Origin of the sequence: Arthrobacter sp. ZGTC412, assembly GCF_002929215.1 — a bacterium.
Classification (GTDB): Bacteria; Actinomycetota; Actinomycetes; order Actinomycetales; family Micrococcaceae; genus Arthrobacter.
In genome coordinates, this window is sequence record NZ_PJII01000002.1 from 278,117 (window position 1) to 294,984 (window position 16,868).

The following is a 16,868-nucleotide window of genomic DNA, read 5'->3' on the forward strand; positions in this document are numbered from 1 at the left end:
CCGTCCCGGCACCGCATGTCATCCTACTGAACGCTCCTCGCACAGCAGTTCCGCCCATAGGATTCGAACCTATACTCCACGGCTCCAAAGGCCGGGGTGCTGCCATTACACCAGGGCGGACCGTGCCGTGGCGCTTGCCTGGGCACAAGTAGTTATTTTGCCATGGGTTCGGGGCGCCGCGCGACACGGGCCGTTCATCCCCCTGTCCTGCCACGTTTCTGCCCTGTTCGTGCCGCTATTCGGGCACGGCAGGGCGGCTGCAATTCCGCCAGCTGCGTGTAGTGCATGATGGAAATGTGAGCAACAACCCTCCGCGGACACGGATGACCGGCCTTCAGCGGCGGAGCCAGCTGATCGACGTCGGACGGGGCCTTTTCGCAGTCCGCGGACTTGACGGCACCACCATCGAGGAGATCGCAGCCTCCGCGGGAGTATCCAAGCCGGTCATCTACGAACACTTCGGATCCAAGGAAGGGCTGTACACCCAGGTGGTGGACTTCGAGTTCCGGATCCTGCTGGACGCCATTAGCTCGGCCCTTACCGAGGAGGCGAAGCCGCGCGTCCTCGTGGAACGGGCCGCCCTGGCACTGCTGACCTACATCGAGGACCGCACCGAAGGGTTCCGGATCCTGATGCGGGACGCCCCGCCGTCCCAACCGGAGGGCGCGTTCTCCACCTTGCTTTCCCACGTCACCGCGAAAGTCGAACACATTCTCTCCGACGAGTTCGACCGCCGCGGCTTCAGCGCCCAGGACGGCGCCATGTACGCCCAGATGCTCGTCGGCATGGTTGCCATGACCGGCCAATGGTGGCAGGACAGCCGCCAGCCCGACAAACACACCGTCGCCGCCCATCTGGTGAACCTCGCCTGGAACGGCCTGACCGGCCTCAAAAAAGACCCGGAGCTGATGTCCGAAGGGTGAGTGGTTCCGGGGTTCCGTCCGCCGCTCGTGAGGGGACGTCACTACTCGCCGAGGACCTCCAGGGCGCCCAACCATTCGAGTTCGAGGGCTTCGCGTTCACCCGCGAGGTCCTTGAGCTTTTTGTTTTGTTCGGCAAGGGCGTCAAAGTCGTTCCCGGCCGTGCTCTTGACCATTTGGTCGTGGAGCTTCTTTTCCTGCTGCTCAAGTTTGCCGAGCTGGCGTTCGATGCGGTTTTTGGCCTTTCGGGCGTCGCGCTTTTCGGCTTCGGACGGGCCGGTGGGAGCGGTGGCCGCGGAAGCCGAGCTGCCGCTGGTGACGGGGTTGCCGCCGCCGGTGATGGTGGAACCGGCCAGGGCGGATTCCCGAAGTTCCAGGTACTGGTCCACGCCGCGCGGCAGGGCACGGATCTTTCCGTCGCCCAGCAGCGCCATCTGGTGGTCGGTGACCCGCTCCAGCAGGTACCGGTCGTGGCTGACCACCACAAGCGTTCCCGGCCAGCCGTCGAGCACATCCTCGACGGCGGCGAGGGTATCGGTATCGAGGTCGTTGGTGGGCTCATCGAGCATCAGCACGTTCGGCTCCCCCACGAGCAGGCGCAGCAGCTGGAGGCGGCGGCGCTCACCGCCGGAGAGGTCCTTGACCGGCGTCCACTGCTTCTCATTGGTGAAGCCCAGCTGCTCCACGAGCTGGCCCGCCGTAAACTCCTTGCCGCCCACATTGAAGGAACGCTTCTCACGCTCGATCACTTCGATGACGCGCAGGTCAGAGACGTCGTCGAGCTCTTTGACCTCCTGCGTCAGCACGGCGGTGACCACGGTCTTGCCGCGCTTGAGCTTGCCGGACGTGGGCTCGATCTGGCCGTTGAGCAGCTTCAGCAGTGTGGTCTTGCCGGCACCGTTGACGCCCACCAGGCCCAGCCGCTCGCCGGGCGCGAGGCGAAGGGTGATGTTGTCGAAGAGTTTCTGCCCTTCGTCACCGCCAATGAAGTCCAGCGAGACGTTTTCCAGGTCGAGCACGTCCTTGCCCAGGCGTGCGGTGGCCATTTTGCTCAGTGCCGTGGAATCCCGAGGTTCGGGCACGTCGGCGATGAGGGCGTTCGCCGCCTCGATCCGGAACTTTGGCTTGGCTGTGCGTGCCGGCGCGCCGCGGCGGAGCCAGGCGAGTTCCTTCTTCACGAGCTGCTGGCGCTTGCTTTCCACCACGGAGGCGGAGCGGTCACGTTCGGCGCGGGCCAGCACGTATGCCGCGTACCCGCCTTCGAAGGGGTCCATGATGCCGTCATGGATTTCCCAGGTCCTGTTGCAGACCTCGTCCAGGAACCAGCGGTCGTGGGTGACCACCAGGAAAGCGCCCTGGTTCGCCCGCCAGCGCGTCTTCAGGTGCCGGGACAGCCAGGCAACACCCTCCACGTCCAAGTGGTTCGTGGGCTCGTCGAGCATGATGACGTCGTGGTCCTCGATGAGGAGCTTGGCCAGTGCCACGCGCCGCTTCTGCCCACCGGACAGGGCGTGAACGTTGGCGTGCCAGTCGACGTCGGACACCAAGCCGCCCATGACTTCGCGGATCTGCGGGTTCCGCGCCCACTCATAATCCGCCTGGTCCCCCACAATCGCCGCGCCGACTGTCAGGTCGCCGTCGAGCACGTCGCTTTGGTCCAGGTAGCCCACGTTAACGTCGCCGCGCTTGGTGACGCGTCCGGAATCGGGGGTGGACCGCAACGCCAGCAGGCGCATCAGGGTGGACTTTCCGTCACCGTTCCGGCCCACCATGCCGATCCGGTCGCCCTCTTCGAGTCCGAGGGTGATGCCGTCCAGGACGGTGCGGGTTGCGTAGGAGACCGTTAGGTTCTCGCCGCCAAGAAGGTGTGCCAAAGGGAACTGCTTTCTGCTGCTGAGGAAAAAAGTGAACGTCTTACAAAAGGATGTCGGACATGATGCGTGCCCCCGGAACCGGGCCGTGGACGGCGAGTGCCGTCAGCCCGTAGCGTCGCAGGTTCTCGGCCAGGCCTTCCGCGGCGACGGGATCATCGGCCAACAGCGCCACGGTGGGCCCGGAGCCGGAAACGATGCCGGCAACGGCTCCATGTGCTTCACCTATTCCCAGCGTATCGCGCAGTGAAGGCGACAGTTCGATGGATGCCCGCTGGAGGTCATTGACTAGGACTCGGCTGAGGGCTTCTGCGTCCCCGCTGCGCAGTGCGGTAAGAATCTGCGGGTCCACTCCTGTTGGTTCGGCCACCTCTATGCCCTCTGCCGACCGCATCCGGTCCAGCGTCCTGTACACCTCTGGCGTGGGCAGTCCGTAGTCCGCCGTGACCAAAACCCAATCCGTCTGGGCCTTGGCCAGTGCTGGGGACAGCTCATCGCCGAGGCCCAAGCCCACCGCTGTTCCACCGAGCAGGGAAAAGGGGACGTCGGCGCCAAGCTCGGCGGCAAGGTGCGCCAGTTCTTCACGGGACAGCCCGCTGTTCCAGAGTGCGTCGCAGGCCAATAGCGTGGCGGCAGCATCAGCGGAGCCGCCGCCCATACCGCCCGCCACCGGCACGCGTTTCGTGATCTCCAGATGGACGCCGGTGGCATGCTCAGAGACATCCGCCATGATGGCAGCGGCCTTGTACGCCAGGTTGTTCTGGTCCAACGGAATATCGACCTCGTCCAGGTCCAGTGTGCTGTCCGGGCTGAGGCTCACCGTAATGCCGGGGACCTCGGTGCTGGTGGCCGCCACTTCCTCATAGAGGGATACGGCAAGGTAGACGCTGGCCACGGAGTGGTAGCCGTCAGGCCGGAGCGGTCCCACGTCCAGGGATACGTTGACCTTTCCTGGAGCCCTGGCCCGGACGGTCCGAGCGGCAAACCGTCCTGCCAGTGCATTCACGGCCGGGCCTCACGGGCTTCCGCGATCCTCGCAAAGGCTGCGATGTCGATCACTTCACCTCTGGCTGTGGGGTCGACGCCGGCAGCCACCAGGCAGCGTTCGGCTTCCGCCGCGCTTCCGGCCCAGCCGGCGAGGGCGGCGCGGAGCGTCTTGCGCCGCTGCGCGAAGGCGGCGTCCACCACGGCGAAAACCTGCTCGCGGGTTGCGGTGGTGGCCGGAGGGTCGTGTCGGGTGAAGGACACCAGCCCGGAATGGATCTTCGGGGCGGGCCAAAAAACGTTCATGCCGATCACACCGGCTTTGCGCATCCGGCTGTACCAGGCAGCCTTTACGGAGGGCACGCCGTAGGTTTTGGATCCCGGGCCGGCAGCAAGCCGGTCAGCCACCTCGTCCTGGACCATCACCAGGCCGTGCTGCAGGCTGGGGAAGTGCTGCAGCAGATGCAGCACCACGGGCACGGCCACGTTATAGGGCAGGTTGGCCACCAGGGCGGTGGGCTGGACCGGAAGTTCAGTGACCTTCATGGCGTCGGCCTGCACCAGGTGGAATGATCCCACTGCGGCCGGGCGCCATTCCTTCACTGTTTCCGGAAGTTTCGCCGCGAGTACGGGATCGATCTCCACCGCGACTACCGAAGCGGCTGCGTCCAGCAGCCCGAGGGTCAGCGATCCCAGGCCGGGTCCCACTTCGAGAACCGTCTCGTCCGGGCTGACGCCCGCTGCCGCCACGATCCTGCGGATCGTATTGCCGTCAATCACGAAGTTCTGGCCCAGGGTCTTGGTGGGCCGGACACCTATCTCTACCGCCAGCCGGCGTATGTCGGAAGCACCAAACAGCGGTGCGGGCGCGGCGGGGATCGGTTCAGTCACCTAGGTATCCTATCCCGCGCGCCACTTGCGCCCGGCCTGGTTAAGTGCCGCGGCCGGACCCGGAAGATCCGGGCCCGGCCGTTCAGCCCCGCGGGGCTCGAGTCAGGTCGCGTCAGCTGGTGGCAGCCCAGCCGCAGCCCCACGGCTGCAGGCCGCGCTGAGCGTAAACGCGGTTGGCGATGTCGATCTGCTGGGCCTTGCTGGCAAGGCTGGCGTTGGGGGCGTACGTGCCGCCGCCGGATCCGAGCCAGGTCTGGATGTCGAACTGCAGGCCGCCGTAGTAGCCGTTGCCGGTGTTGATGGACCAGTTTCCGCCAGCTTCACACTGGGCAATCTTGTCCCACATGGCCTCGTTCATCATGGCAGGAGCGGCGGCACCGGTGTTGGCGCTGGCCTTGGCTGCCGGCGCCAGGGCCGGGGCGGGGGCGGGGGCGGGGGGAGCCACGGGCTTGACCTTGGTGCCCACCGTGGTCTCCTCCGTCACGGGCTGGACGGTGACGGCTTCGGACACCAGGGTGCGGGATGCTTCGCGGCCGTCAATAAGCACCAGCTTGAAGGTCCTCTTCACCTTGCCTGCGGAGCCTGCCTGGGTAACTTCCTTTTCACCCTTCAGCAGCTCGGCACTTTCGGTGCTCACCTTCTCGAACGGAATATCCTCCGTGGCCACGGTGGTCCGGCCGGTGTCCACCCGGGAGACCTTGATGACCATGTTGTTCACCACGTGCGCATTTGCGGGCTGGGAAGTCCGGTCATTGGCGCCGAGGGTAAGGCCAGCATCTTCCAGTACCTTGCCCACCGTGGCGGCAGTTGTGGTGGCGGTGTCAACCTTGCCGTCAGCAACAATGCTTACGGACTTAGGGGTGGAGATGGAGACGAAGGACCCGGCTACCGAGAGCTGGGCGTCTTTGGGCACGGAGACCGACGATGCACTTGCTACTCCGAGTTCGGTGACCAGGCCCGCAACGTCCTGGGCAGTGGTGTTCACCGTCTTCTCAGAGCCGTCCAGGCTGACCTTGACTTCCTTGGCCATGTTGACGTTGATGACCGTGCCGTTCCGGACGGTGGCGTCAATGGACGGGGAGACCCGGTCCGCCGCCTTCAGCTCGACGTTGGCGCTCTTAACGACCTGTCCGACTGTCCCACCGAAGGTCTGAACGGACGTTACCTTGCCGTCGACATTCAGCGTGATGGTTTTGTTATTGCCGACGAAGGCTACAAGGCCCACCACCAGCGCGCACAGCACGAGGAGCTGGGTTCCAACCTTGATGAAGCTGAACTTGCCGTCCGTTGTGAAGAACTTGACCACGATTGCCCGTAACTTTAGGTCCTTCCGGGCACGGGGAGAGCGCAATAAAATGCCCGGCGCCACCGCTAAAAGGGGCAGTCCGGGCACCCTCGCGCCGCCAAACTCCGTGCAGCGGGCAGGCTGGAACAAGGCCCAGCAGATCCTGCTGCAAGTGAAGTGAATTTACCCGGTGGCCTTCCCCGACCCCGGCTAATAGATTCCCACTGTAACCGTAGCGTTATAAAGCAACCAAGAATTTTACATACCCGGTATTCCGCGGCCTACTTCAAAGCAATGTCTTCTTATTCCCATGATCCGTACGCACGCACGGTATTTCGCTGGATTCCGGCGCACAGCTCTGCCAAGTCAGTGCTTGTCAATTCAGCCATCGAACGGACAGTGTAGGGGACCATGTAGCTGGCGTTCGGGCGCCCCCGGTGCGGATGGGGAGTCAGGAATGGCGCGTCGGTTTCGACCAAAACCAGGTCGGGATCAGCGACGGCGAGCGCAGCCCGCAGGTTGGTTGCGTTCTTGAACGTCAGCGTGCCGGCGAAGGACATCCACCAGCCTTCCTTATTACAGGTGGCAGCCAGCTCCTCATCGCCGGAAAAGCAGTGGAAAACCACGCGGTCCGGAGCCCCTTCTTCCTTCAGCACCTGCACTACGTCCCTGTGGGCATCCCGGTCGTGTATCTGCAGCGTCAGGTCCAGCCGCTTGGCGATGTCGATATGGCGGCGGAAGGAGTGCCGCTGGTGGGCCAGGCCCTCCCCCTCAGTGCGGAAAAAATCCAGCCCCGTCTCACCGATGGCCCTCACCCGGGGATGGGCTGCCAGCCGCTCGATTTCCGCCAGCGCCTCTTCCAGCTCACCGCGTTCGGCATAGCGCGGAGCGTCGTTCGGGTGCAGGGCCACCGCGCCAAGCAGTCGCTCGTCAAGGTCCAGCGCCTTGACCGTGAACCGCGAGGATTCCAGATCGCAACCCACTTGGACCGCGCCCTGGACGCCCACCGCCTCGGCGGCATCGAGCGCCTCCTTGATGCCCACTGGCGCTTCCCCGTCCGGGAAATCCAAGTGCGTGTGGTTGTCCATAACGGGCACTGGCAAAGGTTCGGGGGCAGGCGGGAACGCCCGCTTTGGGGAGTTTCCGGATTCCTGACCGCCGCCGGGGACAGAAGCTCGGTAGGCGGCAGGGATCAGCGGATTGCACATTTATCCACCCTAACCGGGAACAGTCCCCCACATTTATTGGAACTCTCTGTCAGCCGAAGCAGTTGTGTTAGTAGTCTGGTACGAACAGATGCGGACGCCCACCGAGGGCGAAGGCAGGGCTTGCTGTCCCGTCCAGGTGAAACCCTGGCTGAAAGGTTGCCGATGGAATCCCACCGACGCACTGCCAACGATGTGAGCGCTGCGAACCGCAATTTGGCGGGAGTCGCAGACCCCGTCAGCCATCTCAACGGGCACCGGCCCGCTCCAATGGATGGCCCGTCATTCCATGCGGCCAGCGAACGGATCCTGACGACCATTAACACGGTGATCGACGGGAAGTCCGACGCCGCGAAGCTGGCGCTGACCGTCCTGCTCGCCCAGGGGCACCTGCTCCTGGAGGATGTGCCGGGTGTGGGAAAGACGCTTCTGGCCAAGACCCTCGCCAGGACCATCGACTGCACGGTCAACCGGATCCAGTTCACCCCGGACCTGCTGCCCTCCGACGTCACCGGCGTTTCCATCTACAACCAGGCCTCCCGGCTCTTTGAGTTCCGGCCCGGTGCCGTGTTCGCCAACATCGTGATCGGCGATGAGATCAACCGTGCCTCAGCCAAAACGCAGTCGGCGCTGCTCGAGTGCATGGAAGAGCACCAGGTGACAGTGGACGGCAATTCGTACCGGCTGGACGAACCCTTCATGGTGGTGGCAACACAGAATCCGATCGAGATGGAGGGCACGTACCCGCTGCCTGAAGCCCAGCGGGACCGCTTTATGGCAAGGATCTCGATGGGCTACCCGGACAAGGACTCCGAGATCGAAATGCTCGAGACCCATCAGGCGACGTCGCCGCTGGCAAAGGTGTCTGCAGTAGTCGCCACTGCGGATGTGGCGGCCATGATTGCCGCGGTCCAGCAGGTCTACGTCTCGCAGGCGGTCAAGGAGTACACGGTGTCCGTGGGCAGGGCCACCCGGGAAAGCCCGCTGCTCCGTTTGGGCGCGAGCCCCCGGTCCATGCTGCAGCTGCTGCGGGCTGCCAAGGCCACAGCGGCCCTGGACGGACGCGACTTCGTGCTGCCTGACGACGTCGTGCATGTGGCGGAAGCCGTCCTGGCCCACCGGATCATCCTGGACCGGAAGGCCGCCGGCGCCGGTGAAACCCCTCACAGCGTCCTCCGCGGCATCCTGTCCCGGTTGCCGGTCCCGCACCGGCCTGCCGATGCCGGGAACAAGGCTCCCGGGTCCACGAACCGGACCACCCCTGTTGCAGGCCTGAGCCGGAACCACTAGGCGGTTTTCCATGGCGCTGCTGGACAAACTGCCCCGACACCTCTTCACCCAGCGGGGCTGGGGGATGCTGGCTGCCGGGGCCGCGGCACTTGCCGCAGCGCAGGTGATGGGCCGAAGGGACCTGCTGAGCCTGGCTGTACTGCTGCTCGTCCTTCCGCTGGTTTCCCTGGCGGGGATCCGGCTGGTGAAGCCCCGGTTCCAGGTGTACCGCGAATTCAACCCGTCACCGGTGGAAACTTCGGCCCCCACCACCGTGCGGCTTGCGGTCGCCCGGACCGGGGCAGCCAGCGGCAGGGCCACGATGGAGGAAAGGCTGCCTTCCCGGTTCGGCGAGTCGCCCGTCTTCCGGTTTCCGTCCCGTTCGGCCACCGGCGGCACCAGCAGGTACGAGTACCACCTGCGCTCCGCCCAGCGCGGCCAGTTCCTTATCGGCCCCGTGACCGCCGAGTTCACCGATCCGTTTGGACTGTCCCTGCACCGGCAGGCAATTGACGACGGCGACACCCTCACCGTGACGCCCGCCGCCGTCGTGCTTCCCTTGACCGGGCTGGCCGGCGCCCGGGGCAACGACGGTGTCACGGCCACCAGGATCCGGGCCAACCCCAGTGACGACGACGTCATGACGCGGGAATACCGCCATGGGGACCCGATGCGCCGGGTGCACTGGGCCGCTACCGCCCGCCACGGTTCCCTGATGGTGCGGCAGGAGGAATCCGTCACAACACCCGAGGCCACGATCATCCTTGACCAAAGGTTCGCCGCGTTCTCCGGCGGCTCCGGGGCGGTACCGCCAGGAATCGCAGCCCTGGACCGCCCCTCCATGATCAGCAGCGAAACCTTCGAGTGGGCCGTAGTTGCCGCCATGTCCATCAGCGCCCACCTCGCCGAGCGCAATTATGGCCTGCGACTGCTGGACGCCCGGGGCGAACCTGCATTCCTGCGTTCGCCCTCAGCCCCCGAACCTGAGGTGGAGGAGTACACCGGAGCCTCCGGGCTCCAATCCATCGCTGAAAGCCTCGCGGCAATCCAGCTCGCAGGGCCGCACGCTCGCCGCGACTCCGGGCGAAGGGACATTTTCGGACACCGGGAATCCCACGGCCACACGGAGTCCGGACCACCGCCCTTTGATGACACCCTGATGGACAAGTTGTCGGCGCACCGGATGCGGGGACCCCTGATCGCTGTCCTGGGAAGGATCTCACCGCTGGAGGCCTTGTCACTCGCCCCGGCTGCCGGGTACGGCACCAACGCCTTTGCCATCGTTATCACGGAGCGGCCCGCGGAGTTCGAGGACGCTCTCGAGAAGCTCCGGCAGGGAGGCTGGCGTGCCGCCGCCGTGCCGCCGTCAGTATCCGTCGCAGGTGCCTGGAACCAGTTCGACCAGGACGTCGCCTTGCCGGAAACCCCGGCGACGGAGGTCCGGCGCGGAGCGGAGGTGGCAGGATGACCATTGCGCCACCCCGGAATACCGGAACGGACCAGCAACCTGCACCGTCCACCGGGAACGCAGCAGAACGTACCCGGGTTGGCCCCTACCCGTGGGCGATGGCAGGCTCCATCGCCGTGGGAGTGGCCGGAGCCGCCCTGTCGCTGAACGGAGTCCTGAGGGGCTGGGGCTGGTACTGGCCAGTTTTCACTACCGTGCTGGTAGTCTGCTTTACCCTCGCCGCCCTGCGCGCAGTGAGGGCAAAGCCCCTGCTGGTGACAGCCGGCGGGTTCCTTGCCCTGGCGGCTGCCCTGACCCTGACGTTCTTCCGCGGCTCCAGCATTGCCGGCGTTATCCCCACGGGAGCGAGCCTGGCTGAACTGGACCGGCTGATCCGCCGCGCCAGCGAAACCGTACTGTCCGAAACCGCACCCGTCGCCCCCAACGTAGGCATTGTGATGGTGATCTGCGCCGTCCTGGGCCTGGCCGTTATCCTTGTGGACGCGCTCGCGGTGCCGCTCGGCATGCCTGCCGCCACCGGTGCGGGGCTGCTGGCCATCCTCGTGGTGCCGGCCATGATCAAGCCACAGAGCGTGGGCTTCTGGGGATTCACCGCCGCTGTGGCGGGATATCTGATGATTTTGGCATGCAGCCAGTGGTTTGTCCCGGACGCCCGGACCTCCGCCGACTCCGCGCGCAGCCCGGGCCAGGTCCGGCGGGCTGCTTTGACAGGGTCCGTGGCGCTAATTGCCACCCTGCTGGTGCCACTGGCAGTCCCCGGATTCGACCAGGGCACCTTCCCGCAGGGTTCCCGCCTCAACCCGTGGGGCACGTCCACGGGCCTCAATCCGATGATCACCCTGGGCAACAGCCTCCGGACTCCTGCCGGCACCGGACGGATCACCTACGCCACGAATTCCACAGCGCCGCTGTATCTTCGGTCCGTCACCGTGGACCATTTCGACGGCGACTCCTGGGGTCCGGATGACCGCAACGCCTCCCGGCGCTCCCTTGGCAGCCAGATTGACCCCGGCTACACGGTGCTGGTGGACGAACAGCAGCCCGTGGTGACGGCCATCGATGCAGGATCCTTCACCAGCCCTTACCTGCCGGCCCCGTACCCCCCGGAATCCGTGCGGGGCCTCGACGGCCGGTGGACCTGGGATCCGGCCACCCTAAGCATTAAGGGAACAGACACCACCTCCCGGCGGCAGGAGTACCTGGTCCGGTCTTCCGTTCCAAGACTGACCGCAGGGCAGTTGGCCCGGTCTTCGGCAGGCGTCCAGGGCATCCCTGAGGACTTCACCAGGATTCCGGGCAACGTTCCCGAGATTGTCCGGACGACGGCCAGCGCGGTGGCGGGTTCCGGCGGGACGCCCTACGAGAAGGCCATGGCCATCCAGAAGTACCTCCGCTCCGCGGAGTTCACTTACTCCCTGCAGTCTCCCGTACAGGGCGGCTACGACGGAAACGGCCTCTCGGTCCTTGCTGATTTCCTGGACCAGAAAAGCGGGTACTGCATCCATTACGCGTCGGCCATGGCCGTGATGGCCAGGCTCGAAGGGATCCCCAGCCGGATCGCAGTGGGTTATGCCCCGGGCAGGTTAACGGGCGCCACCGTTTCCGTGGCAGGCGAGGGCGCACTGCCCGAATACGAAGTGGACGCCAGGGATGCCCACGCCTGGCCTGAACTGTACTTCCAAGGGTTGGGTTGGGTGCCATTTGAGCCCACGCCGTCCCGCGGGGTAGTGCCTGACTATGCTTCAGAAGCATTGGCTCCTTCAGCCCCGGGTGCCCTCGAGAACAACGACGACCTGGCCCCGGATGCCACCCCCGCTCCCGCCCCGGCACCAAGCGCCGCTCCCCTGACCGCGCCGGGTGGCGGCGAAGGCACTGATGCCGGCGTGCAGCTCCTGCCCCTGTTGCTGGGCCTGGGTGGAGTCCTGGGGGTTGCCCTGCTGGCAGCCGCCCCGCGCCTGGCCAGAACAGGCATCAAGGCGCGGCGGCTTCGCTCGGCAGATGCAGGCACGGCCGCGGTGCTGGCCTGGAGTGAAATGGTGGACTTGGGGACCGACTATGGCCTGCCTCCGAAGCCCAGCGAGACCCCGCGTGCCTACAGCTCGCGCCTTCGCGAATCATCGCTGCTGGGCGAACCGGGAGGGATGGATGATGCTGCCCACGGGGCCGTGGCTGCCTTGACCTCAGACTTCGAACGCCGCGAATACGGCCCGCCGCCGGAACGGGCGGGCGCGCTGAAAGAGGGCACCGGCCGCACCGGGGCCGCGGGCGCCCACCAGGAGGTTACCGGCGCACGGATCGCAGCGCTTGAAACGGCTTTGCGCGCCCATGCCCCCGCCCTGCGGCGGTTGCGCGCCTGGTGGGTGCCGCCGTCGGTGATTGGACGGCTGGGACGCCTGCTGGCGGCACCGTTCCGGGTTGCCGGAGCAGCCGTGGTCCAGGCAGCAAAAGCCGCCGCACGCTTCTGGTCAGCGCGCTGGTCTGCGCGCTCCTGATGTGAAGCATGCGGCGGCTTTGCCGCCCTGAGGGAAGGGACTACCCGGCGTAGGGGTCGGCGATACCGATGTACTGGGTGTAGAGGTATTCCTCGATGCCTTCGAGGCCGCCTTCGCGCCCGAGTCCGGACTGCTTGACGCCGCCGAATGGTGCGGCAGCATTTGAGATGACGCCTGCGTTCAGGCCCAGCATGCCGGTCTCCAGCCGCTCACCCATCCGGATGCCGCGGTTGAGGTCCTTCGTGAAGACGTAGGCAACAAGCCCGTATTCGGTGTTGTTGGCCAACCGGACAGCGTCATCTTCGCTGCTGAAAGTAATGATCGGGGCGACCGGTCCGAAGATTTCCTCGGAAAGGATCCGGGTGCCTTCGGTGACGCCCGAGAGGATCGTGGGCTGGTAGAAGTAACCCGGGCCTTCCACCGGTCCCCCGCCCAGGACTGCCTTCGCGCCGGAGGCAACGGCGTCGGACACCAGTTCGTGGACCTTGTCCCGGCTCTTGGCGTCAATCAACGGGCCCACCTTGGACTCCGGCTCGGTGCCGCGGGCGGTGGTCATGTCCTTCATCTTCGCTGCGAACTTCTCGGAGAATTCTGCGGCAACAGACTCGTGCACAATGAAGCGGTTGGCAGCGGTGCACGCCTCGCCCATGTTCCGCAGCTTGGCAAGCATGGCTCCGGCGACGGCTGCATCAAGGTCTGCGTCCTCGAAGACCACGAACGGTGCGTTGCCACCCAGCTCCATGGACGTGCGCAGGACAGTTTCGGAGGCATCGGCGAGCAGGCGGCGCCCAACCTCGGTGGAGCCGGTGAAGGAGAGCTTGCGGAGCCGGGAGTCCTTGATCAGCGGACCGGTGGTGGCACCGGCCGTGGACGTGGGGATGACGTTCAGGACACCGGCGGGCAGGCCGGCCTCCATCATGACGGCAGCGAACAGCTGGGAGGTCAGCGGGGTAAGGTTCGCGGACTTCAGCACCATGGTGCAGCCCGCAGCGACGGCGGGGGCGATCTTGCGGGTGGCCATGGCCAGCGGGAAGTTCCACGGCGTGATCAGCAAGCAGGGACCCACCGGCTTCTTGGTGACCAGCAGCCGGGACTTGCCGTCCGGGGACACGGAATAGCGGCCGAAGGCACGGACAGCTTCCTCCGAGAACCAGCGCAGGAACTCCGCACCGTACGTGACTTCACCCCGGGCTTCCGCCAACGGCTTGCCCATCTCAAGGGTCATCAGCAAGGCGAAGTCCTCGGCCCGCTCGGTCACGAGCTCAAATGCGCGCCGCAGGATTTCGCCGCGCTCACGCGGCGGGACCTTGGCCCAGGACTCCTGGGCGGCCACGGCGGCGTCCAGCGCCGCGGCACCATCCTCAGCCCCGGCGTCGGCAATGCTCAACAGCACCTTCCCCGTAGCCGGATCCTCGACGTCGAACGTCTTACCTGTTGCGGCGGCCCGCCACTCACCGTTGATAAGCAAGCCTGTGGGAACAGAGGCCAAAAGGGCGCTTTCACGTTCTGCGGAAACGGCCGGCTGTGCAGTGACAGTCACGATGACTCCCTCGTCAGTAGGGTTGTTGCAGCCCCGACGGCGGCCGGAGTAGCCGCCGTCGTCCTGGCTGATTAGTTGCCAGACTACTGCTGCGCCCGCAGCGGGTCTACGCCTTCACGCACTACCGAAACACGGAAGGGCTGTGCACCTGCACAGCCCTTCCGTACCCTCTGGCGCCCGCCTACCGGGCGGCTAGAACAGCTGAGTAGAGCTCCCGCTTGCTCACCCGGACGTCTTCCGCGACGGCGGCGACAGCCTCCTTGAGGCGGATCCCCTGGGCTACCAGTTCGTTAACAGCAGCCACGTGGTCCTCGGGTGTTCCGGGCTCCTGTTCAGGTGCGCCGGCCAGGACCACGGCGATCTCACCACGGACTTCGGTGGTTTCCGCCCATTGCAGGAGCTCGCCAAGCGAGCCCCGGATCACTTCCTCGTAGGTTTTGGTCAGTTCCCGGCACACGGCCACGCGGCGGTCGGCCCCGAAGCGTTCGCGCAGCGCCCGAAGCATCACCTCAAGCCGGTGCGGCGCTTCGAAGAACACCATTGTGCGGCGCTCCCCCGCCAGGTCTGCCAGGCGTGATGCACGTTCGCCTGCCTTCCGTGGCAGGAATCCTTCGAAGCAGAAGCGGTCCGTGGGCAGGCCAGACAATGCCAGCGCCGTCAGTACGGCCGATGGACCGGGTACAGCAGTAACCCTAAGCCCGCTGGCCACGGCGCCCTCCACAAGCCGGAACCCGGGATCGGACACCGAGGGCATCCCCGCGTCGGTGACCATCACCAGCGTCTTGCCGGCCCGCACCTGTTCCAGCAGCTCCGCAGTCTTCGCTGCTTCGTTGTGCTCGTGGTAGCTAACCACCCGCCCGGCCACAGTGACGCCCAGGCTTTGCACCAGCCGGTGCAGGCGGCGGGTGTCCTCAGCGGCAACGATGTCCGCTGTGCCCAGCAGCTCCACCAGGCGGGCAGAAGCATCGCCCGTGTTGCCGATCGGGGTGGCCGCCAGCACTATCCGCCCGCCGGCCGGTGTTGGCACCGCGGCTGCCTCCGGCGCCCCCGACGGCTGCCCTCCGGTTTCCTGGTCGGTGATGGCAGTGCCGGATTCAGGGAAGGGGCTGGGGTTAGGGTCCACGCCACCAGCCTACTGCTGCGGGGCGCGGTCAGCCGCAAAAGGTAGCATGGGGCTCGTGACGCAGACCTCGACGCGGCCGGCCGGGGCCGAATACGCCACACCCCCGGCGTCCAGCAGTTCTTCCTCCGGAGCGGAGGACCAGCCCGGGACCCTCACTGCCCGGCCGTGGGTCAGCCGTCCCTCTGAAGCCTTTACGCCGGAGTCCCTGCGCGCGCGGCTGCTCGGGCCTGTGCAAAGCTGGCGGGACTACCCGCCGTCGCTGCGGCTTTGGTTTTTGCTGGTCCCGGTCCTGACCGCGGCAGCCGGCGCCGTCCTGCGGTTCGTCCGGCTGGAGACGCCGCACAAGCTGGTCTTTGACGAAACGTATTACGTCAAGGATGCCTACTCATACCTGATCAGCGGTTATGAGCGCAGCTGGCCGGACAAGGCCAACGACTCCTTCAACGCCGGGAACCCGGGCATCCTTTTGGAGTCTCCCGAGTATGTAGTTCACCCCCCGGTGGGAAAGTGGATGATCGCCGCCGGCATGTCGGTCTTTGGCGCGGACAACTCCTTCGGTTGGCGCTTCGCCGCAGCACTGACCGGGACCCTGTCCATCCTGCTCCTGTCCCTGATAGCGCTGAAACTCTTCCATTCACTTCCCCTGGCTGGTGCCGCCGGGCTTCTCCTGGCCGTGGATGGCCACCACCTGGTGATGTCTCGGACATCGTTGCTGGATATCTTCCTGATGTTCTGGATCCTCGCAGCGTTCGGCGCCTTGCTGATGGACCGGGATGACGGCCGACGGCGGCTCGCTGCCCGGCTGGGGACGGTTGCGTCCGCCAACGGGGGACTTCCCACCACCGCGCAACTGCTGTCCGGGCCCTGGCTCGGCATCCGCTGGTGGCGGGTCGCAGCGGGGGTCTTCCTGGGGCTTGCCGTGGGAACCAAGTGGTCCGGCTTGTTCTTCCTGGCCGGTTTCGGCATCCTCACCGTCCTATGGGACCTCAGCGCACGGCGGGTGGCGGGGATCCGCGGCTGGATCAGCGGCGGCGTGATCAAGGACGGCATCCCGGCGTTCCTGAGCATGGTTCCGGTTGCCGCTCTTGTCTACACCGCCACCTGGACCGGCTGGTTCCGCTCAGACAACGCCTACTTCCGCCGCTGGGCGCAGAGCAATCCGTCCGCCGAGTGGGGCTGGCTGCCGGATTCGGTCCGGTCCCTGGCGCATTACCATCTGGAAGCCTACAAGTTCCACCAGGGCCTGGGGTCCGAGCATCCGTATGAGGCAAGCGCCTGGAGCTGGCTGGTGATGGGCAGGCCGACGTCGTTCTTCTACGAATCACCCGAGCGCGGCACTCCGGGCTGCGACGTGGACAAGTGCACGTCCGCCATCCTGTCCGTGGGAAATCCCATGATCTGGTGGGCGGCAGCCATATCGCTGGTGGTTCTCCTGTTCTGGTGGGCGGGACGCCGCGACTGGCGGGCCGGAGCGGTGCTGGCCGGGGTGGCCGCCGGGTACCTCCCGTGGTTCATGTACCCGGAGCGCACCATGTTCTACTTCTATGCGGTGTCCTTCGAACCGTTCCTGGTGCTGGCCCTCGTGTACTGCCTGGGGCTGGTGCTGGGCAGGACGACGGATCCGCGGTGGCGCCGCCGGTCCGGCCTGTACCTGGTGGCCCTGTTCGTGGCCGCCGCAGTCCTGCTGGCAGGCTACTTCTATCCCGTCTGGGCCGCCGAAATCATCCCGTACCAGGAGTGGCGGCTCCGGATGTGGATGCCTTCCTGGATCTAGGGCAGGATGGCAGGAGACCTTGACAGAGCCGCTGCCGCGGCATGGC

12 protein-coding genes and 1 tRNA gene are annotated in these 16,868 nt (G+C 66.0%); 5 read left to right on the plus strand and 8 right to left on the minus strand.

The window, feature by feature from the left end; genetic code table 11:
* Positions 1-48: 48 nt before the first annotated feature.
* Positions 49-120 (minus strand) — tRNA-Gln (locus CXQ88_RS04395).
* Positions 121-296: 176 nt separating this feature from the next.
* Here CXQ88_RS04395 and CXQ88_RS04400 point away from each other — a divergent pair.
* Entirely contained in the window at positions 297-923 is a 627-nt protein-coding gene (locus tag CXQ88_RS04400) for a TetR/AcrR family transcriptional regulator (protein ID WP_104042943.1), read from the plus strand.
* Between the two features lie 41 nt (positions 924-964).
* Here the strand turns inward: CXQ88_RS04400 and CXQ88_RS04405 are convergent, their stop codons facing one another.
* The 5 genes from CXQ88_RS04405 to CXQ88_RS04425 form a co-directional block, all read right to left on the minus strand.
* Positions 965-2,794 carry an ABC-F family ATP-binding cassette domain-containing protein gene (locus tag CXQ88_RS04405; protein ID WP_104042944.1) on the minus strand — a complete coding sequence of 610 codons (1,830 nt, stop codon included), beginning with the start codon at positions 2,792-2,794 and terminating at the stop codon, positions 965-967.
* A 40-nt stretch (positions 2,795-2,834) separates the two neighbouring features.
* The gene (locus CXQ88_RS04410; RefSeq protein ID WP_104042945.1) at positions 2,835-3,797 is read right to left on the minus strand and encodes a 4-(cytidine 5'-diphospho)-2-C-methyl-D-erythritol kinase; all 963 of its coding nucleotides are present in this window, start codon (positions 3,795-3,797) and stop codon (positions 2,835-2,837) included.
* Entirely contained in the window at positions 3,794-4,666 is an 873-nt protein-coding gene (gene rsmA / locus CXQ88_RS04415; protein ID WP_104042946.1) for a 16S rRNA (adenine(1518)-N(6)/adenine(1519)-N(6))-dimethyltransferase RsmA, read from the minus strand. The genes CXQ88_RS04410 and rsmA overlap by 4 nt, the downstream gene beginning before the upstream one ends.
* A gap of 112 nt (positions 4,667-4,778) precedes the next feature.
* A complete protein-coding gene (locus CXQ88_RS04420; protein ID WP_104042947.1) occupies positions 4,779-5,972 on the minus strand; it encodes a resuscitation-promoting factor in 1,194 nt (397 codons plus the stop codon).
* Between the two features lie 281 nt (positions 5,973-6,253).
* The gene (locus CXQ88_RS04425; protein ID WP_104042948.1) at positions 6,254-7,159 is read right to left on the minus strand and encodes a TatD family hydrolase; all 906 of its coding nucleotides are present in this window, start codon (positions 7,157-7,159) and stop codon (positions 6,254-6,256) included.
* A 162-nt stretch (positions 7,160-7,321) separates the two neighbouring features.
* Here CXQ88_RS04425 and CXQ88_RS04430 point away from each other — a divergent pair, with 162 nt between their 5' ends.
* From CXQ88_RS04430 to CXQ88_RS04440, 3 genes are read left to right on the plus strand one after another with little or no spacing between them, the layout of a single operon-like run.
* The gene (locus CXQ88_RS04430) at positions 7,322-8,446 is read left to right on the plus strand and encodes an AAA family ATPase (RefSeq protein ID WP_104042949.1); all 1,125 of its coding nucleotides are present in this window, start codon (positions 7,322-7,324) and stop codon (positions 8,444-8,446) included.
* A gap of 10 nt (positions 8,447-8,456) precedes the next feature.
* On the plus strand, positions 8,457-9,893 hold the full coding sequence (locus CXQ88_RS04435) for a DUF58 domain-containing protein (protein ID WP_104042950.1): 1,437 nt from the start codon (positions 8,457-8,459) through the stop codon (positions 9,891-9,893).
* Entirely contained in the window at positions 9,890-12,385 is a 2,496-nt protein-coding gene (locus CXQ88_RS04440; RefSeq protein ID WP_104042951.1) for a transglutaminase TgpA family protein, read from the plus strand. Before CXQ88_RS04435 ends, CXQ88_RS04440 begins: the two co-directional genes overlap by 4 nt.
* Before the next feature lie 40 nt (positions 12,386-12,425).
* Here CXQ88_RS04440 and CXQ88_RS04445 read toward each other — a convergent pair whose 3' ends face one another.
* Together CXQ88_RS04445 and rsmI are read right to left on the minus strand one after the other, a co-directional pair.
* Complete coding sequence (locus CXQ88_RS04445) at positions 12,426-13,925, minus strand: NAD-dependent succinate-semialdehyde dehydrogenase (RefSeq protein ID WP_104042952.1); 1,500 nt, start codon at positions 13,923-13,925, stop codon at positions 12,426-12,428.
* Between the two features lie 181 nt (positions 13,926-14,106).
* Positions 14,107-15,048: a 16S rRNA (cytidine(1402)-2'-O)-methyltransferase gene (gene rsmI, locus CXQ88_RS04450; RefSeq protein ID WP_104042953.1), complete on the minus strand. Its 942-nt coding sequence runs from the start codon at positions 15,046-15,048 to the stop codon at positions 14,107-14,109.
* Between the two features lie 46 nt (positions 15,049-15,094).
* Between rsmI and CXQ88_RS04455 the strand changes: the two genes are divergently transcribed.
* Entirely contained in the window at positions 15,095-16,822 is a 1,728-nt protein-coding gene (locus tag CXQ88_RS04455; protein WP_104042954.1) for a dolichyl-phosphate-mannose--protein mannosyltransferase, read from the plus strand.
* Positions 16,823-16,868 lie beyond the last annotated feature (46 nt).

Bases quoted from the DNA above. Each gene is read 5' to 3' on its own strand.
- CXQ88_RS04440 (WP_104042951.1), top strand. From the start codon at position 9,890: ATGACCATTGCGCCACCCCGGAATACCGGAACGGACCAGCAACCTGCA.
- CXQ88_RS04430 (WP_104042949.1), top strand. From the start codon at position 7,322: ATGGAATCCCACCGACGCACTGCCAACGATGTGAGCGCTGCGAACCGC.
- CXQ88_RS04455 (WP_104042954.1), top strand. From the start codon at position 15,095: ATGGGGCTCGTGACGCAGACCTCGACGCGGCCGGCCGGGGCCGAATAC.
- CXQ88_RS04425 (WP_104042948.1), bottom strand. From the start codon at position 7,159: ATGTGCAATCCGCTGATCCCTGCCGCCTACCGAGCTTCTGTCCCCGGC.
- CXQ88_RS04435 (WP_104042950.1), top strand. From the start codon at position 8,457: ATGGCGCTGCTGGACAAACTGCCCCGACACCTCTTCACCCAGCGGGGC.